The organism is Flavobacterium bizetiae, from assembly GCF_902804475.1.
Lineage (GTDB): Bacteria > Bacteroidota > Bacteroidia > Flavobacteriales > Flavobacteriaceae > Flavobacterium > Flavobacterium bizetiae.
This window is the reverse complement of sequence record NZ_CADCSU010000023.1, coordinates 1-25,470: the sequence shown is the minus strand read 5'-3', so window position 1 is coordinate 25,470 and position 25,470 is coordinate 1. Positions and strand designations below refer to the sequence as shown.

Below are 25,470 nucleotides of genomic sequence, written 5' to 3'. Positions count from 1 at the left end.
ACTATGATATACAATAATACATACGACGTTATAATTATCGGCGGTAGTTATAGCGGACTTTCGGCAGCAATGAGTTTAGGGCGTTCTTTACGAAACGTTTTGGTCATTGATAATGGTTTGCCTTGCAACAGACAAACGCCACATTCGCATAACTTTATCACGCACGACGGCGAGAAACCGGCTGTAATTTCGGCGAAAGCCAAAACCCAGGTTGAATTTTATGATTCGGTTAAATTCTATAACGGACTTGCTATTAACGCCATTAAAACAGAATCAGGCTTTGAAATTGAAACTAGTTCGGGAAAAATTTTTACAGCAAGAAAATTACTTTTTGCTACTGGTGTAAAAGATTTATTGCCACAAATTCCGGGTTTTGCTGAATGTTGGGGGATTTCGGTTCTACATTGTCCGTATTGTCACGGTTATGAAGTAAAAAAAGAAAAAACCGCGATCGTAGCCAATGGCGATATGGGTTTTGAATTTTCTAAAATGATATCAAACTGGACAAAAGATTTGAGATTATTAACGAATGGAAAATCAACGCTAACAATTGAACAAACTCAATTATTACAACAACACAATGTTCAAATTATTGAGGATGAAATAGAAAGCTTAGAACATCTAAACGGAAAGATTAAGCAGATTATTTTTAAAAATAAATCTAAAATCGAGCTTAAAGCCATTTACTTCAAAGCTCCTTTTGAGCAGCATTGTCCCTTACCGGAATCTTTAGGCTGCGAATTGACCGAAAATGGTTTGTTGAAAGTAGATGCTTTTCAGAAAACCACTATTCTCGGAGTTTTTGCCAGCGGTGATTGCCATATTCAGGCAAGATCAGTTGCATTGGCCGTTTCTTCAGGTTCTTTTGCCGGAGCGATGGTCAATAAAGAATTGATCGACGAAGATTTTGTTTAAAATCTTTAAATACATATAGATATTATCGAGGGTTGAATGTACCGTTAGGTACTACATATTGGTAGTTATTAGTTCGGAATTCGTTTGGCGTGCCGTAGTTACGTGACAGCTATCGTTTTGTTGTGTACCTACGGCACGCTTCAGTACATTTAATTCATATTTTCTATCAACATTTAGTGCCTAGAGGCACAATAAAATATATTTCGAGATTCGATGAATTTAATAAAGAATTATTTGATGAAGATTTTGTTTAAAATCTTTTAAAAACATAGAAGCATAGTTGCCGCAAACGTTTAAAAAATGCGATCTATTTTCACATTTGCGGGGCTATGTTTTAGAAAGCTTGCTTTCTTTTTATTTTCCAAAAAACTAAGATTTAAATCTATGTTTCTATGTGTTTAAAATATCCATAAAGTATTGAATTAAAATCAATTTAAAAGTTTTTAGCTCTAGAAACATTATTTATCAAATTTAATTTTTAGTTTTGTCTAAATTTAATTTTATAACAATGAAAAAACTTTTTTTGATATTGCTTTTATTTGGTTTGCAAATTTCTTTCGCACAAGAAACAAGTTCTGTTTCGGGTTTTATTTCCGGCGAAGGCCATAAATTACAGTTGGTGAATGTTCATTTAGTGGGCACCAAACACAAAACGATTACGGATAGTTTAGGATATTATAAATTAGAAAATGTTGTGGTTGGTAATTATACGCTACAAATCTCTCAAATAGGTTTTCAAACGATAAAAAAGAAAATAGAAGTTCTTAAAGATTCTATCCAGTCGTATGATTTTGAATTGACAGATAATGAGAACCAACTGAATGAAGTCGTGGTTTCAGGAACTTTAAAAGCCGTAAAACGATTAGAAAGTGCTGTTCCTGTTGAGGTGTATTCTCCGGTTTTCTTCAAGAAAAATCCAACTCCAAGTATTTACGAAGCATTGCAGAACATCAACGGCGTTCGGCCACAGCTTAATTGTGGTGTTTGTAATACGGGCGACATTCACATTAACGGACTGGAAGGCCCGTATACTTTGGTTTTAATTGACGGAATGCCAATCGTAAGTAGTCTTTCAACCGTTTACGGATTATCCGGAATTCCCAATTCACTTGTAGAACGTATCGAGATCGTAAAAGGTCCGGCATCTTCTCTTTACGGAAGTGAAGCGGTTGGAGGTCTGATCAATATTATCACGAAGAACCCAACCAACGCGCCTTTGTTTTCGGCTGATGTTTTTACGACTTCGTATTTAGAAACCAATTTTGATTTGGGAATGAAATTTAACCCAACTAAAAAATCATCAACGCTTTTGGGAATTAATTACTTCGATTACAATCAGGTTGTAGATAAAGATAAAGATGGTTTTACAGATGTGACACTTTCGCAAAGAATTTCAGTTTTTAATAAGTGGAATTTTCAAAGAGAAAATAATCGTTTGTTTTCGATCGCTGCCCGCGGAATGTACGAAGATCGTTGGGGCGGAGATGTGCGTTGGGAGAAAAAATACCGAGGCGGCGATGAAATTTATGGCGAAAGTATTTATACCAAAAGAGGAGAATTGATAGGAAGTTATCAATTGCCTTTTGAAGAAAAATTGATGCTGTCCTTTTCCGGAAATGTGCATTATCAGGACAGCCGCTATGGAACAACATCGTATATCGCGAATCAGAAAATAGGATTTCTGCAACTGACCTGGGATAAAAAGATAGGCCGCAATGATTTTCTTGCCGGAATCGCGACTCGATATTCGTATTACGATGATAATACACCGGCGACAAAAGAAGCAGAAAGTACTTGGTTACCGGGAATTTTTATTCAGGATGAGATTACGCTTTCGCCAAAAAGCCAGGTTTTGGTAGGAATGCGTTATGATTATAATTCGATTCACGGTTCGATTTATACACCCAGAGTGGCGTATAGATGGAAAACAAATGATAATACGATCTTCCGTTTTAATGCCGGAACCGGATTTCGTGTTGTTAATTTATTTACCGAAGATCACGCAGCGCTTACAGGCTCGAGAGATGTAGTGATAAAAAGTGATTTGAAACCGGAACGATCAGTAAATGCAAATCTGAATTATATTCAGAAGATCAATTTTGCAAACGGAACCTTTATGGGGATCGAAACAACAGCTTTTTATACCCGTTTTAGCAATAAGATCATATCCGATTACGAAACTGATCCTAACAAAATTATCTATGACAACATTAATGGTTATGCGATAAGTCAGGGAATCAGCACAAATGTTGATTTGAATTTCACCAACGGATTAAAATTTATTCTGGGAGCGACGATTTTAGATAATAAAAATGTTCAGGACGGAATTTCAGAAAGACCTTTTTTAACCGAGAATTTTACGGGAACCTGGAGCGTTTCATACAAAATAGAACCTTGGAATTTGTTGCTGGATTATACCGGAAATGTCTATAGTTCAATGAAACTGCCTTTGCTTAGCGAATATGATCCAAGAAGTCCTAATTCTCCGTGGTTCAGCATTCAGAATATTCAGTTTACCTATTTTGGATGGAAAAATTTCGAACTTTATGGGGGAGTAAAAAACCTACTGAACTTTACGCCAAAGCGAAATAATCCGTTTTTGATTTCAAGAACCAATGATCCTTTCGATAAAAATGTGCAAACTTCTGACGGAACCAATGTTGGTATTCATGGAAAAGTTGTTCCAAAGGGGCAAATAGTCGATACTCCGGATAATCCGTACGGTTTAACTTTTGATACGACTTATGTGTATGGACAAAATCAAACCATCCGTGGATTTTTAGGGTTGAGATATACTTTGAGATAAATAAGTTAATGCCATTCCCGATAGCTATCGGGATTCACAGATTAAAAAGATTATTGTTTAGAATAGAGTTTGCCACGAATTGCACAAATTACCACAAATTTAATTAGTGTAAATTCGAGAAATTCGTGGCAAAAAAATCTTTTAATCCATTTAATCTGTGGCAAAAAAACTAACAAATGAAAAAGCTAATATTATTTATCATCTTCTTCGGATTTACTTCAACAGGATTCTGTCAATTAAAAACCAGAACTTTTGAGGAAGTTGATAGTTTGCAACATTTTCAAAAACGAAAAATAATCGTTTTCATTCATACCAATTGGTGTCAATTTTGCCAGCGAATGAAACAAACAACATTTAAAAATCAGGAAATCATCCAGAAATTAAATTCAGATTTCTATTTTATTGATTTTAATGCCGAAGAAAAACGAGATATAACATTCAATAAACAAACCTTTAAATACCAACCTTCGGGAAATAATGTAGGCGTTCATGAACTGGCCTTGCAATTAGGAACGATCAACAAGCAGATCGTATATCCGGTTTTGTGTGTTCTGAATGAGAAGAAAGAAATCATTTTGCAGTACAATAGTTATCTCAGTCCAAAAGATTTTAAACTGTTTTTAGAAAAACTAAAAGAATAAAATTGCCTATTTAATGATGTGTAAGATTATTTGCATGAAAAAGTTTTTTTGTTTCTTTACAGTCAAAATAAACTAATTAAAATAAAGATGAAAAAAATAATATTCGCATTATTTATAGTTGTAGGGACCTATTCTTTTGCACAAACAAATGTTTTTCCTATTCAAGGAAATGTTGGAATAGGTACTTCAACACCAGGAGGTAGGTTAAACGTTGTTAATGTTCCGCAAGATTCAGGTGGTGATACTTTTATTTTGGGGAATGAGAATACGGGAGCAAATTTAAGAATGGGTTATAACACAAATTAAACATGGATACAAGCACATGGAGGGCAAGCTCTACGAATTAATGAATTGGGAAATGATTTAATTTTAAATTTGAATGATGGTTACGTCGGAATAGGTACTGCTAATCCTAAAGAGAAATTGTCAGTAAACGGGAATATTCGATCAAAAGAAGTAAAAGTAGAAATTACGAATTGGCCGGATTATGTTTTTGAGGAAGATTATAAAATTAAATCATTGGACAATTTAGAGAAATACATAAAGGAAAATAAACACCTTCCTGAAGTTCCAAGAGCAAAAGAAATTACAGACAACGGGCTAGATTTAGGGGAGATGAATAAGATCTTGTTGAAAAAAATAGAAGAACTTACTTTGTATTTGATTGATCAAAATAAAACTCTAATTGAACAACAAAGTTTACTTCTTAAACAGAGAGAAGATATTGATACGCTAAAAAGTAGTAAATAATGGGGTATTTATTAAAGGATATATTTCTATTATATTCTATTTAATTTTTTTTTAAACTAAATAATGATGAGAAGATTTTTACTTGTATTCTTGCTTGCAGCAAATACATTGTTTTCGCAAACAAACATTTTCGAAGCGAATGGAAATGTTGGGATAGGAATTATTCCAAAATATAAATTAGATGTAAATGGAACGATAAGATGGGGAGGGGTAACAAATTTTGTATACTCAGGACAGGATGATTTAGGAACTTATTTTGAACAATATAGTAAAATAAATAAGCAGGATAAATTACGCTTTCAAACCTCTATGAATGGAGATGAAACAAATTATGCTCAAATTTATATAGATCCAAAAAATGGTTTTTCTTTCAATACAATAGGAAGTGCCAATGGGAATGTTGGTATTGGAATTCTTAATCCTAGAGAAAAACTTTCAGTAAACGGGAATATTCGATCAAAAGAAGTAAAAGTAGAAATTACGAATTGGCCGGATTATGTTTTTGAGGAAGATTATAAAATTACTTCATTAGAATATTTAGAAAAATTTGTAAAAATAAACAAACATCTTCCAGAGGTTCCCACAGCAAAAGAAGTTGCTGAGAACGGGTTAGAGCTGGGGGAGATGAATAAGACTTTGTTGAAAAAAGTAGAAGAACTTACTTTGTATTTAATTGATCAAAATAAAACTTTGATTGAACAGAAGAACCAATTAGTTAGTCAACAAAAATTACTTGAAAAACAGCAGGAAGATATTGATAAGCTAAAAGCAGGGGAATAATTTCAAAAGAAATATAGATTTATTTTAAGAATGATTGTAAGCTTTTTTTAGAATATTTTAGAAAAACTAAAAGAATAAAATTGTTTATTTTTGAAAATGAATTCTTCGCAAATCCAGCATTTCAATTACATCTTTACCGGAGCGGGTTTATCTGCTTTGATGACCGTTTATAAAATGGTCTTGTCTGGAAAATTCAACGATAAATCGATTTTGTTATTAGATCAAGATTCGAAAAAAACGAATGACAGAACCTGGTGTTTTTGGGCAAAAGAAGAAACATTATGGAATTCAGTTATCTCCAAAAAATGGGTTTCGGCTTTGTTTGCCAATGAAAATTTCAAACGTGATTTAGATCTGAAGCCTTATCAATACAATCAAATTCGGGGATTAGATTTTTATAGTTTTATTTTTGAAGAACTTTCAAAACACTCGAATATTACTTTTCTAAATGAAAAAGTAACCGATATTAACGAACTCGAAACCCATGTTTTTGTTGGGACGGAAGAAAGTAGATTTACCTGCGATTACTTATTCAATAGTATTTATACAAAGGCTTTCGCCGAAAGTCAAACCAAATATCCCGTTTTACAACAACATTTTATAGGTTGGTCGGTGAAAACAGAAGCTGAGGTTTTCAATCCGGAACAAGCCACTTTCATGGATTTTTCGTTAGAACAAAAAGGGAATACGCGTTTTATGTATGTTCTGCCAACTTCTAAAACCGAAGCTTTAGTCGAATATACCTTATTTTCTGAAAATCTTCTCCAAAAGGAAGAATACGAAAATGAAATTCAAATCTACTTAAAGAATTTAGATGCTGATCAATATAAGATTATAGAGAAGGAGCAGGGAAGTATTCCAATGACCTGTTTTCCGTTTTGGAAGAAAAACACCAAAAGAGTTTTAAATATAGGAACCGCCGGCGGATGGACCAAAGCAAGTACGGGTTATACCTTTAGAAATTCGGATAAAAAATCATCTGAATTGGTTGAGTTTCTTAGTAATGCTTCTTCCGAAACTTCGCAATCGATGAAAATGTTTTCCTTTCATAAAAAAAGTAGATTCTGGTTTTATGATTTATTGCTTTTAGACATACTTTATCGCCATAACGAATTAGGAAGTGCTATTTTTTCTTCAATGTTCAAAAAAGGAAAGCCGGCTTTGATCTTTAAATTTCTGGATGAAGAAACTAGTTTGATTGAGGATCTTAAAGTAATTTTAAAATGCCCTAAAATGCCATTTATCAAAGCTTTGTTTCGGGTAATATTTAAGTGAAAAAGTTTGGTTCACGCAGATACTGCAAATTATAGTAAACTGACTTTTCGCTTTTATTAGTAGAAAATTCAAATAAAAATAGGTGTTCATCAGCCTAAATCCGCCAAATCTGTGGGCAATTTCTAAAACAGTAAAATATCAATCGAACTATAACAAAACTTTATACCTGAAATTAACTAGTTGCGAGTAAACTTTGTAACTTTGCAGATCAAAAGTAAAATTTAAAAATAAAGAGATATGTATCCAGAAGAAATGGTAAAACCAATGCAAGCTGAATTGACTGCTGCAGGTTTTCAAGATTTACATAGTGCTGATGCTGTAGATAATGCTATCAAAGCTGAAGGTACCACTTTAGTTGTTGTAAACTCTGTTTGTGGTTGTGCTGCAAGAAACGCACGTCCGGGAGCAAAAATGAGTTTAGAAGGCGCTAAAAAACCAGATCACTTAATTACTGTTTTTGCAGGTGTTGACAAAGAAGCTGTAGATGCTGCAAGACAACATATGTTTCCTTTTCCTCCATCATCGCCATCTATGGCTTTGTTCAAAAACGGAGAATTGGTTCACATGTTAGAGCGTCACCACATCGAAGGTCGTCCAGCTGAATTAATCGCTGAGAACTTGCAAGATGCGTTTAACGAGTTTTGCTAATTCAGGTTCAAAGTAACAAAGGTACAGAGGTACAAAGATTTTAAAAGCATCAGCCGCGGCTGATGCTTTTTTGTTTTTATAAAGTATCTCAAAACCTTTCAACCTGACAAAACCTTTGTCTTTTTGAACCTTTTTCTCTACCTTTGCCGCTCAAAAAAATAATTTCTAAACTTAAAAACTGTTTATAGCATGCAACTGTATAACACTTTAAGCGCAGAAGAAAGAGCCATCATGATCGATGATGCCGGTAAACAACGACTCACGTTGTCTTTCTATGCGTATGCCAAAATTCAAGATCCCAAAAAATTTCGCGATGATTTATTTGTAGCCTGGAATAAGCTCGATGCTTTAGGCCGAATTTACGTTGCAACTGAAGGAATAAATGCTCAAATGAGTATTCCTGAAGAAAATTTGGAAACTTTTAGAGCAACTCTGGAAGTATATGATTTCATGAAAGGCATTCGTTTGAATGAAGCGGTTGAACATGATGATCATTCATTTTTAAAATTAACCATTAAAGTTCGTGATAAAATCGTTGCCGACGGTTTGAATGATGAGACTTTTGATGTAACTAATATTGGCGTTCACTTGAAAGCCAAAGAATTCAACGAAATTTTAGACGATCCAAATACGATTGTAGTAGATTTTAGAAATCACTACGAAAGTGAAGTAGGACATTTTAAAGGCGCAATTACTCCAGATGTTGAAACTTTTAGAGAGAGTTTGCCAATAATCAACGATCAACTTCAAAACCATAAAGAAGATAAAAATCTGGTAATGTATTGTACCGGAGGAATTCGTTGCGAAAAAGCGAGTGCGTACTTTAAACACCAGGGCTTTAAAAATGTTTATCAATTAGAAGGCGGAATCATTAATTACGCCAAACAAATTGAAGCAGAAGGTCTGGAAAGCAAATTTATTGGTAAAAACTTTGTATTTGATAATCGTCTTGGTGAAAGAATTACCGAAGATATTATCTCTCAATGCCACCAATGCGGAAAACCTTGCGATAATCACACCAATTGCGAAAACGACGGATGTCATTTATTGTTTATTCAATGTGATGAATGTAAAGCTGCAATGGAAAATTGTTGTTCTACAGAATGTCTGGACATTATCCACATGCCTCTCGTTGATCAGGTTCGTTTAAGGACCGGAAAACAAGTTGGAAACAAGGTTTTTAGAAAAGGAAAATCAGATAGTTTAAAATTCAAACATTCTGGTGAATTGCCTAATACTTCTTTGGCTACAGCCGAAAAGCCCTTAGATATTCGTCAAAAAATAAAAGTAAAAAAAGTACTTCTTGGTAAAGCAGAACATTATTATGTAAAAGCGCAAGTTGGTCTCTTTACTATTGAAAACCACGAATTAAACAGCGGTGATAAAATCTTAATTTCAGGACCTACTACAGGAAATCAGGAATTAATTCTGGAAAAAATGATCGTTAACGAAGCAGAAGCCACTACTGCTAAAATTGGAGATAGAGTTACTTTTGAAGTTCCTTTCCGTATTCGTTTGTCAGATAAATTGTATAAAATTGTAAATTAGCATAAAATTTTATGCTAATTTATTTATGTCACAATCTTTTACCAAATTATGGACTCATGTAATTTGGGCAACCAAAAACCGTCAGGAATTAATTGATTATTCAATTGAGAAAAAACTCTATGATTTCATTTGTCAAGATTTAACTGACCTTGGATGCCCTGTTAGAATCATTAATGGAATGCCGGATCATGTACATGTTCTGTTTTTACAAAATCCACAAAAAACTATCTCAGATATTGTAAAGCAAATAAAAGGAAGTTCTTCTCATTTTATGAATGAAGGAGAATTTATCCTTGAAAAATTTGCCTGGCAAAGAGGCTTTGCCGCGTTTTCTGTTAGTGAATCTCAGCTTGATATTGTTTTCAATTATATCAAAAATCAAAAACACCATCATCTTAAAAAGAATGGTCAAGATGAATTTGATGATTTTGTGAAATTACATGGATTGGGAAATAAATGATTGCTAAACTCAACGGTGTGTTCCCTGTGGTTGAAACCACAGGTTATATTGGAAAAACATGAACAATGCATAAACATAGCCTGCGGTTTCAACCGCAGGAACGCAATGAAAATCGACAACGAGAATGCAAGCTATAAGATATGTTTATTGATACGTTCCCTGTGGTTGAAACCACAGGCTATATTGATAAAACATGCGCAAAGAAAAAACATAGCCTGTGGTTTCAACCACAGGAACGCAACGAAAATCGACAACGAGAATACAAGCTGTAAAAATGTTCAACGATACTTCCCCTGTGGTTGAAACCACAGGCTATATTGATAAAACATACGCAAATAAAAAACATAGTCTGTGGTTTCAACCACAGGAAAAAAAGAAAATCCACAACAACAACAACAATAACACTACTAATGATTTCAATCGTTAGGAAACAATACAAATAAAAATGACATTTAATAACAAAATTGAACTTATGGCTCCTGCCGGGAGCTTTGAGTCACTTCAGGCAGCGCTCGATAATGGCGCAGATTCGATTTATTTTGGCGTAGAACAACTTAATATGCGCGCGCGTTCAACGGTGAATTTTACTATTGATGATTTAAAGGAAATTGCCAATCGTTGTGAAGCTAAAAACGTACGAAGCTATTTGACTTTAAACACGATTATTTACGATCATGACTTGTCCGTTGTAAGAACATTATTAAACAAAGCCAAAGAAGTCAATATAACAGCTGTAATTGCATCTGATCAGGCCGTAATTGCAATGGCAAGAACAATTGGTATGGAAGTTCATATTTCAACACAATTGAATGTAACGAATATCGAAACCATAAAATTCTATAGTTTGTTTGCAGATACTATGGTTTTAAGCCGTGAATTAAGCTTGCGACAGGTAAAAAGTATTACAGATCAAATAGAAAAAGAGCAGATAAAAGGTCCGAATGGCAATTTAGTAGAAATTGAGATTTTTGGTCACGGTGCTTTGTGTATGGCAGTTTCAGGAAAATGTTATTTGAGTTTGCATTCGCATAATTCATCTGCAAATCGTGGTGCTTGCAAGCAAAATTGCCGAAAAAAATATACCGTTATCGATCAGGAAACTGGTTTTGAAATCGAAGTTGATAATGAATATTTAATGTCACCTAAAGATTTATGCACGCTAGATTTTCTAGATCAGATAATTGATTCTGGAATTCAGGTTCTAAAAATAGAAGGTCGTGGTCGTGCGCCAGAATATGTGGCAACGGTTATTAAAACGTATCGTGAAGCAATTGATGCCTATTATGACAAAACATTTTCTAAAGAAAAAGTTGCTGTTTGGATGGAAGCCTTAAACACAGTTTACAATCGTGGTTTTTGGTCAGGATATTATTTAGGGCAGGAATTAGGAGAATGGAGCGATATACCGGGATCGGCAGCAACGCAAAAGAAGGTTTACGTAGGGAAGGGAACACATTATTTCCCGAAAGTAGAAGTAGGGCAATTTAAAATTGAAGCTTACGACATTAAAATTGGCGATAGAATTTTAGTTACAGGGCCGAGTACAGGAGCGCAAGAAATGATTATCAACGAAATGCTGGTAAATGATTTGGTTTCTGAAAAGGCTACAAAAGGCGATGATTGTACTTTCAAACTTCCGTTTAGAATTAGAATGTCGGACAAATTATATAAAATCGTGGAGGCATAATGGTTATTGTAACGCTACAAAGAGATAAATGCATTGGCTGTAATTACTGCGTCGAAATGGATCCGGTACATTTTCAAATGTCTAAAAAAGACGGGAAATCGGTATTGATTCATTCGAAAGATGCAAAAGGATTTTTTACCTTAAAATCTAATAATCATGCCATTGTTGAAAGTTTTGAGCTGGCAGCAAAAGCTTGTCCGGTGAAGATTATTACGGTTAAGGAAACGTAGATTATTGTTTAATATAAATTTAAAGAGCCACATATTTGTGGCTCTTTTGTTTTATTTGCAAGTTTTGTGATATTTTAAAAGCAGATCTTTATTAAAAGTAATGGGCATTAAAGAATCTTCTGCAGTGTTATATTCATAAAGCTCATTTTTAGACGGATCAAATGTATATCTTGCTATTGTAGGCATTCGGTCAGGATAAGTTTCATGAAGACTTAATACATAGTTTTTGGAGTAATCAAGGGCTTTATCTCTTTCTGGATTAGGACTTCCTTCTATTGTAATTCCAATAGAAGTTCCTCCATTTTTTACAACTGCTTCATATAGACCTTTTGTGTCTTCTACATAAGAAGGAGCAGTTGTCAAAATTTCTATAACAACATCAATACAATTTACAGTATCATCAACTTTATCTTTTTGAGCTTGATCAATTGTGTCTTTTGTAGTAGTTTTTTTATTGTTGGTTTTGATGGCAATTTTTATGACTTCCGTTTTGTGACAAGAAAATATAATCATAATTAGAGATAATAGCAATAAATTCTTTTTCATTTAATAATGTTTTTATTTTAACTGGAATTAAATCCTTATTCTTTAACAAGATTTACAAACTTAGCATTTGATAATGAAGCTAAAGTTCCTTTTTTACCTACACCTTGCCAGTCAGATATTTTTCCGTTTACATTTATTTTAATACCAACAGAATTTGATGTTTCGTATAAGGTATATTTTATGTTTCCACTATTAAATTCCAATTCATTACCTGTATTTTGTTTTCTGAATTTGAATATGGCCTTACTTGCTTTTTCAGGAGTAGAAGGATGTGCAAAAGACACAAATTTATATTCGTCGTTTTGTCGAAAAGCATAATACAAAACGTTATTTGCTTTAAATAATAATATGCGGCCTTTGCCATTTTTGGTATCAAAAACAAGTAATGTATCCAGATTAGGTTCATAAACAGATAAAGAAGTAAAAGGAACATATTTGTTGTTTTCCCATTTCTTTCCCGTTATTTTATAAAAAGGCGTTTGTGTAAAACCATCTTCTTCAAAGTCTGAAAGGAGTTTTACTTCGGTGCCAGAAACGCTGTAGTATGCTCCGGCATGAAGTGCAGCTCCGCCACTGCTCCAGGTAATAAGTCTTTTGTTTTTAGTGTCAATATCAAATGAGCCACCACGTACACAAAAAGCATTATAATAAATATCGCTTATGCTTGCACTAGGAATATAACCTTTTGGTGTATTAATAAAAATATATACGTTTGGTTGCGGTGTGTAGCAGCCTTCGTCATCATTAATTGCTGTTCCAAAAATAATGATGTCGGATCTGCCGTCAAAATTCACATCACCGAGTACACGGATGTTTATATCTTTAAGGCTTTTGAATGCTATTGTCTTTGCTGTTTTACTTATTTGAGATTTCGAAAGTTCTTTCGAGCCGTATTCCAGTACTACTTTTTTACTTTCATTTTCTGTCAGCCTGTAATATTCTTTTATTTCTGATTTTACTGTTTGTTGGGCAAAATACAACGTATAACCTTTTGTGAAATCATTAATTGTGAAAGCTTTTTGTGCTTGTAGGGTATATATTTCGGCAAAAAGAAAGAGTATAAAGCAAATTTTTGATTTCATGTTCAGATGTTTGTGGGATTATTTGGCGTATGTTTATTTATTCTTTTGATTTGGTTTTGGACTTTAATTTCCATTTGTTGTTTTTCCCCACATATTCATAATCAAATGTTTTTTTTCCGGTTCGATCCTGGTAATGTTTTTTTAATGGTATAATGCTCAGATCTTCTTGTAATTTATAACTACCTTCTTCAGAAACTCCAAAAGCACTTCCATAAAGTTCTGTATTTATAACATTGTTTTCTTTGTCAAATTCAGGTTTGCTCCAAATATCTGTATCGTCAGCGGTATTGTAAAGTCTAACGAGTTTTTGCTGCCTTTGGTCATTAATAAAAATGATTGTCCATTGATTTCCATTTACATTTGAAGCAACCCAACACAAGAGGTCTTCATCGCCATCATTATCAAAATCAACAATTCTAAAATTTGAAAAAAGAAGATCATTATCAAAAAGCCAAAAAAATGGCTGATAACTCATATTCTCCTGAAATGTAAATTCTTTATTTTTTAATTGATAAAGCGATACAAGAGAATCATTTTGTAAACGAAAAGAATATTTTAGCGGAATTTTTCCTTTTAATTCAAATTCGCATTCAGGCTTTTCTTTAGTAAAATCAATATCCTCGACGCTTAATGAAGCAGGAGGAAAATGGACTTTAAAAACGAGATGCTGGACAGAATCATTTTCTGTTTGTGCAAAAGAACAATTAAAAATTAAGAAAAAAAGTATAGAAAAAAACTTCATCTAATCGTGTATTTACTAAGTGTAAATATAGTATTCTGTAGGTAATTTTTTAGTTTTGTAAAGAAAATAACTAAAATGTGCTATTAGAGGAAAGTCTCAAAAGAATAGTAAGTAAAAGATTTTTTGCGTTTGAGAAATTCAGTCTAATACTGTTATAAAAAAATCTTATTTTGCCTTAAAGATTGCACGCTTTTGTATTTAACGAAGCATTAGTATTAATGCATAAAAAGCAAACTAAAAAAAATACTATCTTTACCGATCAAACGTTTATGAACTTAAGTTGCTTTTATGCAACACTACATATATAATTATGGCATGTACAAGTTGTTCAACCTCAGATGGTGGCGCACCAAAGGGTTGTAAAAATAATGGGACTTGCGGCACCGATAGCTGCAATAAATTGACGGTTTTTGACTGGCTCGCGAACATGAGTCCGTCTAATGGAGAGGCTATTTTTGATTGTGTTGAGGTTCGTTTTAAAAACGGACGTAAAGAATTCTTTAGAAATTCAGAAAAATTAACATTAAGCATAGGTGATATTGTAGCAACTGTTGCATCACCAGGACATGATATTGGTATTGTTACTTTGACAGGAGAATTGGTTAAAATTCAAATGAAGAAAAAAGGGGTAAATCCTGAAAGTAACGAAGTACCTAAAATTTACCGAAAAGCTTCTCAAAAAGATATTGATATCTGGTCTGTAGCACGTGATCGTGAGGAACCTATGAAAGTTCGTGCGCGTGAATTGGCAATTCAGCATAAATTAGAGATGAAAATTTCTGATATCGAATTTCAGGGAGACGGATCTAAAGCAACTTTTTATTACACGGCAAATGACAGAGTCGATTTTAGACTTTTAATTAAGGATTTTGCTAAAGAATTCAGTACCAGAGTAGAAATGAAACAAGTTGGTTTCCGTCAGGAAGCAGCTCGTTTAGGCGGAATTGGATCTTGCGGAAGAGAACTTTGCTGCTCTACCTGGTTAACAGATTTTAGAAGTGTAAATACATCAGCGGCACGTTACCAACAGCTTTCGCTGAATCCTCAAAAATTGGCAGGACAATGCGGAAAATTAAAGTGTTGCCTGAACTACGAGCTTGATACTTACATGGATGCATTAAAAGATTTTCCGGATTATGACACTAAATTAGTGACTGAAAAAGGAGATGCAATCTGTCAGAAACAAGATATTTTTAAAGGATTAATGTGGTTTGCTTACACGAATAATTTTGCTAACTGGCATGTTTTAAAAATTGATCAGGTAAAAGAAATTATTGCGGAGAACAAACAGAAAAACAAAGTTTCATCTCTTGAAGATTTTGCGATCGAAGTAGTTTCAGAACCTGAAAAAGACTTTAATAATGCAATGGGTCAGGAAAGTTTAACACGTTTTGATCAGCCAAAAAGGAAGAAAAAACCAAATCGCAAACGCAAACCAAATGCCGAAGCAGCGATTGTGGCAACTCCAAACAAACCTCAGGCAGCTTCAAATCAAAACAAACCTGCTGGAGGAAATCAGAATAAAGGGAATAATCCAAACAAAGGAAACAAACCGAATAATAATAACAAGCCGAATAAACCGAACAATTCGAATAAACCGAACAATTCGAATAACACGAATGAGAATAAACCGGCTGAACCTAGAAAACCTATAATTATTACTAAAAATGAGAATAAAAAATAGTGCGATTCTTCTTTTGGTAGGGATACTTTTCTTTTCGTGTGATAAAAAAAGAGTATTCGATGAGTACAAATCTGTTGGAAGTGCCTGGAACAAAGACAGTATTGTAACCTTTGATCTGCCAGTTTTAGATTCAACCAAAAAGTACAATTTATTTATAAATTTAAGGGACAACAATAATTATCCTTTCAAAAATTTGTTTTTAATTGTGGCTATAGAAACACCTAGCGGTTTCACTAAAGTAGATACTTTAGAATATGAAATGGCAAAGCCGGACGGAACCTTGTTAGGAAACGGTTTTACTGATATAAAAGAAAGTAAACTTTATTATAAAGAAGATGTAAAGTTTAAAGGAAAATATAAAGTACACATCAAACAAGCTGTTAGAGAATCAGGAAAAATCCCTGGAGTTCAGGCTTTAGAAGGTATTACAGATGTAGGTTTTAGAATAGAACAAAAAGATTAGAAAAATAGTTATATGGCCATCAAGAAAAACAATCAACCTAATAGTAATAAGGATATTAACTACTATAAAAAGAAATTCTGGCGAGTTTTTGCTTATACCTTATTGGGTATTTTAGCCTTCTTTTTATTTGCCTCATGGGGATTATTCGGATCAATGCCTTCATTTGAAGATTTAGAAAATCCGGATTCTAATCTGGCAACAGAAATCATTTCATCTGATGGAGTAGTGATTGGTAAATATTTTAAAACCAACAGATCACAACTTAAATATTCAGATTTACCAAAAAGTTTAGTCGAAGCTTTGGTAGCGACTGAAGATGCGCGTTTTTACGAACATTCAGGTATTGACGGACGCGGAACTTTAAGAGCTGTTTTTAGTTTAGGTACCAATGGTGGAGCGAGTACATTAACACAACAATTAGCCAAACAGTTGTTTCACGGAGAAGGATCTAAATTTCTTCCGTTCAGGATTGTACAAAAAATAAAAGAGTGGATTATTGCCATTCGTCTGGAACGTCAATATACCAAAAATGAAATTTTGGCCATGTATTGCAACGTTTATGATTTTGGAAATTATTCTGTTGGAGTAAGTTCTGCAGCACAAACTTATTTCTCAAAAGATCCTAAAGATTTAACGATGGACGAGTCGGCTATTTTAGTCGGAATGTTCAAAAACTCTGGTTTATACAATCCGGTTCGTAATCCTGAAGGAGTAAAAAATCGTCGTAACGTAGTGCTTTCTCAAATGGAAAAAGCAAAAATGATTACGACTGCAGAAAAATTAAGATTACAAGCTTTACCGATCGCTTTAAAATTCAAATTAGAAAGTCACCGCGAAGGAACTGCTACTTATTTCAGAGAATATCTTCGTGATTACATGAAAAAATGGGTTGCAGAAAATAAAAAACCAGACGGATCTGATTATGATATCTATAAAGACGGTCTGAAAATTTATACTACTATCGATTCAAGAATGCAGTTACATGCCGAAGAAGCAGTTTCTGAACACATGAAAAACCTTCAGCAGCAATTTTTTATTGAAATGAAAACCAATAAAAATGCGCCTTTCGTAAACATTACGCAAGCTGAAACAGATAGAATCATGATGCAGGCGATGAAAAATTCTACGCGTTGGGCGATCATGAAAGATATGGATAAAAGCGAAGATGATATCATTGCTTCATTCAAAGTAAAAACAAAAATGCGTGTGTTTACCTGGAAAGGAGAACGTGATACGGTAATGACACCACTTGATTCTATCCGTTATTTCAAACACTTTTTACAATCTGGTTTAATGGCGATGGAGCCTCAAACAGGAAATATCAAAGCGTGGGTTGGTGGAATCAATTACAAATATTTTCAGTACGATCACGTAGGGCAGGGAGCAAGACAAGTAGGTTCTACATTTAAACCGTTTGTTTACGCAACTGCTATTGAACAATTGAATATGTCTCCTTGCGATTCTATTCTTGACGGACCGTTTATGATTCACAAAGGGCGTCATAATGTTACTGCTGACTGGGAGCCAAGAAACTCCGACAACAGATACCGCGGAATGGTAACTTTAAAACAAGGTTTGGCGAACTCTATTAATACTATTTCGGCTAAATTGATAGACCGTGTAGGACCTGAAGCTGTTGTTGAATTAACACACAAATTAGGGGTTAAAACTGAGATTCCTGCACAGCCTTCGATTGCTTTGGGAGCAGTAGATATTACGGTTGAAGATATGGTTGCTGCTTATGGTACATTTGCCAATCAGGGAGTATATGTAAAACCACAATTTTTAAGCCGTATTGAGAATAAAAGCGGAGAGGTTATTTACGAGCCAATTCCGGAGTCTCACGACGTTTTAAATAAAGATATTGCCTTTGCAGTAATAAAATTACTTCAGGGAGTTACTGAAACCGGTTCTGGTGCACGTTTACGTACGCAAGGCGGAGGAAGTGGAGATAATCGCTGGACAGGATATCCGTACATGTTTAAAAACGCCATTGCGGGTAAAACCGGAACAACACAAAATCAGTCTGATGGTTGGTTTATGGGAATGGTGCCAAACTTAGTAACAGGAGTTTGGGTGGGTTGCGAAGATCGTTCGGCTCGTTTTAAAAGTTTAACTTACGGACAAGGTGCTACCGCTGCTTTACCAATTTGGGGTTATTTCATGAAACTTTGTTATGCAGATCCTGGACTTCAGGTTTCAAAATCAGAGTTTGAGCGACCAGCAAATCTTTCGATAAAAGTAGATTGCTATAGCGCTCCAAAAGTAAAAGATACAACAGCAACAGAACAAAATACAGACGAATTCGAACTGTAGTTTAAGTTCTTTATAATATAAAAATCCTTTTGTGATCTTCTATTAATTTAGAAGAAAGCAAAAGGATTTTTTTTGGATTAAATTCTGATAATTTTAAAAATAGAAATTACGAGTATAGATCTAATCGCAAAGAATGCAAAGGTTTACGCAAGGTTCGCTCAGTTTGCATTTTATAAAATAACTTTGCGAACCTTGCGGTTTTGTCTTTGTGAACTTTGCGGTTAAAAACTGGATTTATTTTTTACGAAATCGTTATAATTTAATCTAAAAATCTTATTTTTATCAAAAATATACAGTAATAAAGACCCTTTTGTTATGATTACAAAAAAAGTAAATAACGTTCAGGATGCTACACAAGGAATCGAAAGCGGAATGACCATTATGTTTGGTGGTTTTGGCTTATGCGGAATTCCCGAAAATACAATTGCAGCCTTAGTAAACACATCTATTTCAGATTTAACTTGTATTTCGAACAATGCCGGAGTAGATGATTTTGGTTTGGGATTGCTTTTGCAGAAAAAACAGATCAAAAAAATGATTTCGTCTTATGTTGGAGAAAACGCTGAATTCGAACGTCAGATGCTTTCAGGTGAACTTGAAGTTGAATTGACTCCACAAGGAACCTTAGCAGAACGTTGTCGTGCCGCTCAAGCCGGAATTCCAGCTTTCTTTACGCCGGCAGGTTACGGAACCGAAGTTGCCGAAGGAAAAGAAGTTCGCGAGTTCAACGGAAAAATGCATATTATGGAACAAGCTTTTAAGGCTGATTTCGCAATTGTAAAAGCATGGAAAGGAGATGAAGCCGGAAATCTTATTTTTAAAGGAACAGCCAGAAACTTTAATGCATGTATGGCGGGCGCCGCAAAAATCACCATTGCCGAAGTAGAGGAATTAGTTCCGGTTGGAACTTTAAATCCTAATCAAATTCATATTCCGGGAATAATGGTGCAGCGTATCTTTCAGGGAGAAAAATTTGAAAAGCGTATTGAACAAAGAACTGTGAGACAGAAAGCTTAATTAGATAATGAGATAATTTGTCAACTAGATAATTAAAAACATTATTGCAATAAAGTTGCTTTAATTTGTTTAATGTTTGAAAATTAGGCTTTTATTATTAATTACTTTAAGTAAAAAATTATCTAATTATCAAATTGACTAATTGGCACATTAAAAATAGACTATGACAAAGCTTTTTAATATAATCCTGTTTTCAGTACTGTCGTTTTCGGCTTTTGGGCAATCAAAAAATGAATTGAGACAAGAATTAAATAAGATCATTTCGTCTAAAAATGCAACAGTCGGAATTTCGATAAAAGGTATTGAAGATAAAGATACTTTAAGTATCAACGGAAACCTGAAAGCCCCAATGATGAGTGTTTTTAAATTTCATATTGCTTTGGCAGTTTTAAACAAAGTAGATGAAGGAAAACTTTCATTAACACAGGAAGTTTTTATTAGAAAGAAAGATTTACACGAAAATACCTGGAGCCCAATGAGGGAAGATTATCCGGATGGAAATGTGAATTTAACTTTAGATAAGTTATTAAGATATACCGTTTCGCATAGTGATAACAATGGATGTGATATACTTATTGATTTGGTTGGAGGAACAAAAGTTGTGCAAAAGTTTATCAATCAACAAGGAATTAAGGACTTTGTGATTAAAGTAAACGAAAACCAAATGAGAAGCTGGAAAAATCTTTATGTAAATACAACCACTCCCTTAGCAACAACAGCCTTGCTTGAAAAGTTTTTTAAAGGAGAAATTCTAAAAGAAAGCACCACAAAATATTTGTATCAAATAATGGTTGAAACATCAAGAGGTTTAACCTGGATGAAAGCCGGACTTCCTGAAAATACGGAACTAGCACACAGAACAGGAATTTCAGGAACCAATGATGATAATTTGAGAGTAGCAATGAACGATATTGGAATTGTAAAACTTCAAAATGGGAAACATTTTATTCTGTCCGTTTATTTAAAAAACATCACAGAAAAACAAGAAGATACAGAAAAAATAATTGCAGATATTACAAAAGCAACCTGGGATTATTTCGTAAAGAAAACAGAACAAATTAGATAATTAGAAAATGTGATAATTAGATAATTGATATTGATTGCGCAAAGTAATGCATTATCTAATTATCTAATTTCCAAATTGACACATTGAAGATATGTTAACAAAAGAAGATATTGCAAAGCGAATTGCAAAAGAAGTAAAAGACAGGTATTTTGTGAACTTAGGAATCGGAATTCCGACTTTGGTTGCGAATTATGTGCGCGAAGATATTGCGGTTGAGTTTCAGAGTGAAAACGGTGTTTTGGGCATGGGACCTTTTCCTTTTGCAGGAGAAGAAGATGCTGATATTATCAACGCAGGAAAACAAACCATTACCACACTTCCGGGAGCGAGTTTCTTTGATTCCGCTTTTAGTTTTGGAATGATTCGCAGTCAAAAAGTAGATTTAACGATTTTGGGCGCGATGGAAGTTTCTGAAAACGGAGATATTGCCAACTGGAAAATTCCGGGCAAAATGGTAAAAGGAATGGGAGGCGCGATGGATTTGGTGGCTTCCGCCGAAAATATCATCGTGGCCATGATGCACGTGAATAAAGCAGGAGAATCTAAAATATTAAAAAAATGTACTTTGCCATTAACCGGTGTAGGATGCGTTAAAAAGGTCGTAACTGAGTTAGCAGTTCTCGAAGTAACAGAAAAAGGTTTTAAGCTCTTAGAACGCGCGCCAGGTGTTTCTGTCGAGCACATCATCGCTTCGACTGAAGCTGATTTAATTATTGAAGGAGAAATTCCTGAAATGGCAATTTAGATTTTAACCGCAAAGGCGTAGAGTCGCAAAGATAATTTGCAGAATCAGTAAGTATAAAAATAAAGCCGCTTAATTGAGCGGCTTTATTTTTATAAAAACTTTGCGACTTCGCGCCTTTGCGAGATTAAATCGTGCAGTATATAAAACTCTGCGAACTTTGCGGTTAAATAATTTACAATGTAAAACTCATACGACCAAAGTAATAAGCTCCGGTAGTTCCCATTTGAACAGGAGCATATTTAAATACGCCATAATAACTGTTCTCGTAAATTTGTCTGTCCGGGAAAATATCAAATAAGTTGTTCGCTCCCAAAGCAATCTGAATTTTTGGAGTCAGTTTATAAGCAACCGTAATATCTGTAACTACTTTTCCGTTATGTTTCTGGATGCCTCCAAAAGGGAAACCATCACGAATCACTTGTCCAAAATAAGTATTTCTCAATAAGAAATTCCATTTTGTTAAACTGTAATTAATGGCAAAAGTACCTTTGTGTTTTGGCGTATTCGTCTCGATTAGACTTCTTTCCTGAGGTCCGTAGTATACATCTTCCTGACCTGCAAATAAAGGCGGAATGTTATTCAACTGATCATCAACTTTATTGTCGTTGTAGTTGTACAATAACGAAAGATTCATTTTTCCCGGACCAATATTCATATCATAATCAATCACAACATCAACTCCGTTTGTAGTGGTATTGATGGCATTGGTAAAGAAACGACCCGTTTGTGCGCCGTATTGCGCAAACAAATCGCGAAGTGCCGGAACAGGATTTCCTTCAGCGTCATTTCCTAAGTTTCCTGTAAGAATGATTCTATTGTCAATTCTAATGTGGTAATAATCAGCCGTAATATGTAATTTTTTCGTTGGAGAATAAACAACACCAAAGCTGTAGTTTCTGGAAGTTTCCTCTTTTAATTTCGGAATTCCTAATTCTTTCGCTACCTGACTATCATTTCTAAAAATACCTGAGTTCAGGATTTGTCCGTCAACAGCATCAGTTGCAATATTGTTGAAATATTGTTGGTGCAATGACGGTGCTCTGAAACCAGAACTAATCGCTCCACGAACAAATAAATTATCTAAGATTTTGTATCTCGCAGATAATTTTCCGTTAATCGTATTTCCAAAATCAGTATAATCTTCGTAACGACCCGCAACTCCAATCAATAATTTTTCAGTAACATCAGCCTCAACATCAGCATAAACGCCAACGCTGTTTCTGTTTTCGTTCACTTCATTCAAAGGAGAAAATCCAGGAAACGATTGTGCTCCGCCATTGATGTAAGAGTTCTCTTCACCCGGAACGATTTTGTATTTTTCAAAACGATATTCACCTCCAAAAGCAACATTCAAACCATGAAAAATATCTTTGTACAATCTCGAGATATCAGCATTTACAGTATTTTGCAAGAAAGAGTGGTTTCCGGCTTTAAAGTCAGTTTGTCCGTTATCTCCCAGCGAAACGTTGTTGGTATTCGATACATCATAAACAAATTTGTTTTCACCAATCGTGTTACTTACGTCTAATTTCCATTCTCCAAATTTAAATTTAAAACCAACTGAAGAAGAAAGATCTGTTACTACAGAGTTCAACTCAGGTTGAAATCCGAAAGGAAAAATCGACGCTACAACATTTTCAGTCTCACTTGGCAAACGTCTGAAACCATAACCAGTACCTTCTCTATGACTCACACCACCGTTTGCATAAAACTCAATTTGATCGTTTAACGGAATCGATGCATTAAAGAATCCCTGAATATTCTGGATTTTTGCATCTCCAATCTGAAAATTAAAATCGTCACGTGTTAAACCATTTTGAGCTAATAAATTATCATCAATCTGACGTGATTGTGCAGGATCATTAGCAAAATCATAAGCAAAGAAATTATCTTCAGCCGATTGATCGAAAATGATCAGGTTATTATTTTGGGAACGATTTGTTTTCTGGCGGTCATTAAATTCAGCCGAAAGGTTGATAAAACCACCTTTATTGCCAATTTTTGTACCGTAGTTTAAGTTCACATTTGTAGTTTGACCATCATTTCTTGATGTCGAACCATAAGTGGCATTAACTTCTAAACCTGCATTATCCTTTAAAACCAGATTAATAACACCCGCAATCGCATCAGAACCGTATTGAGCCGCAGCACCATCTCGTAAAACCTCAATTCTTTTAATGGCCGAAGCAGGAATTGCACTTAAATCTGTACCAACAGAACCGTTTCCAACTGTATTTTGATAATTTACTAATTGAGGTAGTATGTCTTCTTTTTCCGTTAATCAAAACCAAAACCTGATCAGGACCTAAACCTCTTAAAGAAGCCGGATCAATATGTTCAGTACCATCGGCAGAAGATTGGCGGTTTGAATTGAATGACGGAATTAAATACGTAAGGATATCGTTTGTAGTAGTTTGTGGAGTTGTATTTCTGATTTTGGCCAGATTTACAACATCAACCGGAACTGCTGTTTCCAATTTACTTTTGTTCGGATTTCTACTTCCTACGACTACAATTTCGTCAAGACTATTGTTTTCTAAAGCCAATTGTACTTCGATAACGTGATCTTTTGCAACAATTTCTTTGGTTTGATAGCCAAATAACGAAACAATAAGCGTTGGATTATTTGTAGAAGCGTTAATGGTAAACTTTCCTAAAGCATCACTTGTAGCATTAATGTGAGTTCCTTTGATTAAGATTGTAGCAAATTCTAAAGGATTTCCGTTTTCATTCGTAACCGTTCCCTTTATCTCGTGACTTTGCGCAAAAAATAAAGTACTGGATAAAGTAAGAATTGCTGTTATGACAATTTTTAATTTTTTTCTCATTGATAATTTAGTTTTGTATTTGATTTAGTAATTATTCAAAAAGATCCAATAGAAAAGTTATTTGTCTACTATTTACATAGGATAATGAATAAAATGCAAATGTAATTGTAAATAATCAAAATCGATTTATAAAATGATATTATTTCTAATATATTAGGGTCAATTTTTAAGTTTAATGAAATATCTTTGCTGAAAATTTAAAAAGAGAAAAAATGAAATTACGTTTATTACTTTTTTTGTGTGCTATTACTCTTAATGGTTTCGCACAAAATAATGTATTAGTTTTTCAATCAGATTTTGGTTTGAAAGATGGAGCAGTATCTGCTATGAAAGGGGTTGCAATGGGAGTTTCGACCGATATTAAAATATTTGATGTAACTCATGAAATCCCGGCATTTAATATTTGGGAAGCAGCATATCGTTTGTCGCAAACAGCTCAATACTATCCTGCGGGAACTGTATTTGTATCTGTTTGTGATCCGGGAGTAGGTACAGCAAGACATTCTGTAGTTTTGTTAACTAAATCTGGTCATTATTTTGTAACTCCGGATAACGGAACTTTAACTTTAATTGCAGAACAATTAGGGATTCAGGAAATTCGTGAGATTGATGAAGTAAAAAACCGTCGTCAGAATTCAAACGAATCGTATACTTTTCATGGTCGTGATGTTTACGCTTTTACAGGAGCTCGTTTAGCATCTAAAACTATTACTTTTGAAGAAGTTGGACCAAAATTACCAAACGAAGTAGTAAAAATTGATTACCAAAAACCGGTTTTCGAAAAAGGAATCATCAAAGGCGGAATTCCGATTTTAGATATCCAATACGGAAACGTTTGGACGAATATCGACAAGAAAACTTTCGCTAATCTGGATTTAAAAGCGGGTGATTTCGTTAAAATCCAAATCTTTAACGGAACTAAAAAAGCATACGAAGGAAAATTGAAACTGGTACATACTTTTGGAGAGGTTCAGGTGGGTACTGATGTTTGTTACTTTAATAGTCTTTTAAATTTTTCATTAGCTGTTAATCAGGGAAGTTTCTCAGCAAAACATAAAATTTACAGCGGAGCTGACTGGAGTATTTTGTTAAGCAAATAATTCATTGGATATTTCATATAAAATAAAAACCGCTCATTTGAGTAGTCATGGTCGGAAGATTATTCTTCCGGCCTTTTTTGTTTTATACTTTAAAAAAAAATGTTTTTATTTATTTTATTTAACACGAATTTTCTTGTTTAA

Annotated in this window: 25 protein-coding genes; 20 read left to right on the top strand and 5 right to left on the bottom strand. The window is 34.1% G+C overall.

Going from position 1 to position 25,470, the window contains the following annotated elements:
• The first annotated feature begins 3 nt into the window (after positions 1 to 3).
• The 13 genes from FLACOL7796_RS00900 to FLACOL7796_RS00840 all read left to right on the top strand — a co-directional run bounded on the left by FLACOL7796_RS00900 (position 4) and on the right by FLACOL7796_RS00840 (position 11,740).
• Positions 4 to 915, top strand: a complete 912-nt coding sequence (locus FLACOL7796_RS00900; RefSeq protein WP_173968879.1) for an NAD(P)/FAD-dependent oxidoreductase — start codon at positions 4 to 6, stop codon at positions 913 to 915.
• Positions 916 to 1,423: 508 nt separating this feature from the next.
• Complete coding sequence (locus tag FLACOL7796_RS00895) at positions 1,424 to 3,721, top strand: TonB-dependent receptor (RefSeq protein WP_173968877.1); 2,298 nt, start codon at positions 1,424 to 1,426, stop codon at positions 3,719 to 3,721.
• Positions 3,722 to 3,897: 176 nt separating this feature from the next.
• Complete coding sequence (locus FLACOL7796_RS00890; protein WP_173968875.1) at positions 3,898 to 4,362, top strand: thioredoxin family protein; 465 nt, start codon at positions 3,898 to 3,900, stop codon at positions 4,360 to 4,362.
• An 87-nt stretch (positions 4,363 to 4,449) separates the two neighbouring features.
• Positions 4,450 to 4,668 carry a hypothetical protein gene (locus FLACOL7796_RS00885; protein WP_173968873.1) on the top strand — a complete coding sequence of 73 codons (219 nt, stop codon included), beginning with the start codon at positions 4,450 to 4,452 and terminating at the stop codon, positions 4,666 to 4,668.
• 45 nt (positions 4,669 to 4,713) lie between these two features.
• The gene (locus FLACOL7796_RS00880; RefSeq protein ID WP_173968871.1) at positions 4,714 to 5,112 is read left to right on the top strand and encodes a hypothetical protein; all 399 of its coding nucleotides are present in this window, start codon (positions 4,714 to 4,716) and stop codon (positions 5,110 to 5,112) included.
• Positions 5,113 to 5,178: 66 nt separating this feature from the next.
• Positions 5,179 to 5,892 (top strand): hypothetical protein, encoded by a 714-nt coding sequence (locus FLACOL7796_RS00875; RefSeq protein WP_173968869.1) that lies wholly within the window; start codon positions 5,179 to 5,181, stop codon positions 5,890 to 5,892.
• A gap of 96 nt (positions 5,893 to 5,988) precedes the next feature.
• Positions 5,989 to 7,167, top strand: a complete 1,179-nt coding sequence (locus FLACOL7796_RS00870; RefSeq protein WP_173968867.1) for a lycopene cyclase family protein — start codon at positions 5,989 to 5,991, stop codon at positions 7,165 to 7,167.
• Between the two features lie 237 nt (positions 7,168 to 7,404).
• Complete coding sequence (locus FLACOL7796_RS00865; protein ID WP_026982321.1) at positions 7,405 to 7,815, top strand: BrxA/BrxB family bacilliredoxin; 411 nt, start codon at positions 7,405 to 7,407, stop codon at positions 7,813 to 7,815.
• A gap of 189 nt (positions 7,816 to 8,004) precedes the next feature.
• Positions 8,005 to 9,363, top strand: a complete 1,359-nt coding sequence (trhO, locus tag FLACOL7796_RS00860) for an oxygen-dependent tRNA uridine(34) hydroxylase TrhO (RefSeq protein ID WP_173968865.1) — start codon at positions 8,005 to 8,007, stop codon at positions 9,361 to 9,363.
• 25 nt (positions 9,364 to 9,388) lie between these two features.
• Positions 9,389 to 9,823, top strand: a complete 435-nt coding sequence (gene tnpA / locus FLACOL7796_RS00855) for an IS200/IS605 family transposase (RefSeq protein ID WP_173968864.1) — start codon at positions 9,389 to 9,391, stop codon at positions 9,821 to 9,823.
• Positions 9,824 to 10,040: 217 nt separating this feature from the next.
• Entirely contained in the window at positions 10,041 to 10,250 is a 210-nt protein-coding gene (locus tag FLACOL7796_RS00850) for a hypothetical protein (protein ID WP_173968862.1), read from the top strand.
• A gap of 18 nt (positions 10,251 to 10,268) precedes the next feature.
• Positions 10,269 to 11,510: a peptidase U32 family protein gene (locus FLACOL7796_RS00845; protein WP_173968854.1), complete on the top strand. Its 1,242-nt coding sequence runs from the start codon at positions 10,269 to 10,271 to the stop codon at positions 11,508 to 11,510.
• On the top strand, positions 11,510 to 11,740 hold the full coding sequence (locus tag FLACOL7796_RS00840; protein WP_173968852.1) for a ferredoxin: 231 nt from the start codon (positions 11,510 to 11,512) through the stop codon (positions 11,738 to 11,740). Before FLACOL7796_RS00845 ends, FLACOL7796_RS00840 begins: the two co-directional genes overlap by 1 nt.
• 51 nt (positions 11,741 to 11,791) lie before the next feature.
• Here the strand turns inward: FLACOL7796_RS00840 and FLACOL7796_RS00835 are convergent, their stop codons facing one another.
• The 3 genes from FLACOL7796_RS00835 to FLACOL7796_RS00825 are packed head-to-tail and all read right to left on the bottom strand — an operon-like array spanning position 11,792 to position 14,110.
• Positions 11,792 to 12,286 (bottom strand): hypothetical protein, encoded by a 495-nt coding sequence (locus tag FLACOL7796_RS00835; RefSeq protein WP_173968851.1) that lies wholly within the window; start codon positions 12,284 to 12,286, stop codon positions 11,792 to 11,794.
• Between the two features lie 35 nt (positions 12,287 to 12,321).
• Complete coding sequence (locus FLACOL7796_RS00830; protein WP_173968849.1) at positions 12,322 to 13,368, bottom strand: XAC2610-related protein; 1,047 nt, start codon at positions 13,366 to 13,368, stop codon at positions 12,322 to 12,324.
• 37 nt (positions 13,369 to 13,405) lie between these two features.
• Positions 13,406 to 14,110 (bottom strand): hypothetical protein, encoded by a 705-nt coding sequence (locus tag FLACOL7796_RS00825; protein ID WP_173968847.1) that lies wholly within the window; start codon positions 14,108 to 14,110, stop codon positions 13,406 to 13,408.
• Between the two features lie 310 nt (positions 14,111 to 14,420).
• Here FLACOL7796_RS00825 and FLACOL7796_RS00820 point away from each other — a divergent pair, with 310 nt between their 5' ends.
• From FLACOL7796_RS00820 to FLACOL7796_RS00795, 6 genes are all read left to right on the top strand, one after another.
• Positions 14,421 to 15,794 carry a PSP1 domain-containing protein gene (locus tag FLACOL7796_RS00820; RefSeq protein ID WP_173968846.1) on the top strand — a complete coding sequence of 458 codons (1,374 nt, stop codon included), beginning with the start codon at positions 14,421 to 14,423 and terminating at the stop codon, positions 15,792 to 15,794.
• Entirely contained in the window at positions 15,778 to 16,257 is a 480-nt protein-coding gene (locus FLACOL7796_RS00815; RefSeq protein ID WP_173968844.1) for a gliding motility lipoprotein GldH, read from the top strand. Before FLACOL7796_RS00820 ends, FLACOL7796_RS00815 begins: the two co-directional genes overlap by 17 nt.
• 12 nt (positions 16,258 to 16,269) lie before the next feature.
• Complete coding sequence (locus FLACOL7796_RS00810) at positions 16,270 to 18,573, top strand: penicillin-binding protein 1A (RefSeq protein ID WP_173968842.1); 2,304 nt, start codon at positions 16,270 to 16,272, stop codon at positions 18,571 to 18,573.
• 315 nt (positions 18,574 to 18,888) lie between these two features.
• Complete coding sequence (locus FLACOL7796_RS00805; RefSeq protein ID WP_173968840.1) at positions 18,889 to 19,590, top strand: CoA transferase subunit A; 702 nt, start codon at positions 18,889 to 18,891, stop codon at positions 19,588 to 19,590.
• 163 nt (positions 19,591 to 19,753) lie between these two features.
• Complete coding sequence (bla, locus tag FLACOL7796_RS00800) at positions 19,754 to 20,656, top strand: class A beta-lactamase, subclass A2 (protein WP_173968838.1); 903 nt, start codon at positions 19,754 to 19,756, stop codon at positions 20,654 to 20,656.
• Positions 20,657 to 20,747: 91 nt separating this feature from the next.
• Positions 20,748 to 21,401 (top strand): CoA transferase subunit B, encoded by a 654-nt coding sequence (locus FLACOL7796_RS00795; protein WP_078006684.1) that lies wholly within the window; start codon positions 20,748 to 20,750, stop codon positions 21,399 to 21,401.
• Between the two features lie 172 nt (positions 21,402 to 21,573).
• On the opposite strand, the gene FLACOL7796_RS00790 is transcribed toward FLACOL7796_RS00795, so the two are convergent.
• Together FLACOL7796_RS00790 and FLACOL7796_RS24565 are read right to left on the bottom strand one after the other, a co-directional pair.
• Positions 21,574 to 23,424 carry a TonB-dependent receptor plug domain-containing protein gene (locus FLACOL7796_RS00790; RefSeq protein WP_197913307.1) on the bottom strand — a complete coding sequence of 617 codons (1,851 nt, stop codon included), beginning with the start codon at positions 23,422 to 23,424 and terminating at the stop codon, positions 21,574 to 21,576.
• Positions 23,425 to 23,575: 151 nt separating this feature from the next.
• Positions 23,576 to 24,229, bottom strand: a complete 654-nt coding sequence (locus FLACOL7796_RS24565) for a carboxypeptidase-like regulatory domain-containing protein (protein WP_197913306.1) — start codon at positions 24,227 to 24,229, stop codon at positions 23,576 to 23,578.
• A gap of 212 nt (positions 24,230 to 24,441) precedes the next feature.
• On the opposite strand from FLACOL7796_RS24565, the gene FLACOL7796_RS00785 reads away from it, so the two are divergent.
• Positions 24,442 to 25,329, top strand: a complete 888-nt coding sequence (locus FLACOL7796_RS00785) for an SAM hydrolase/SAM-dependent halogenase family protein (RefSeq protein ID WP_173968836.1) — start codon at positions 24,442 to 24,444, stop codon at positions 25,327 to 25,329.
• The last annotated feature ends 141 nt before the right edge of the window (positions 25,330 to 25,470 follow it).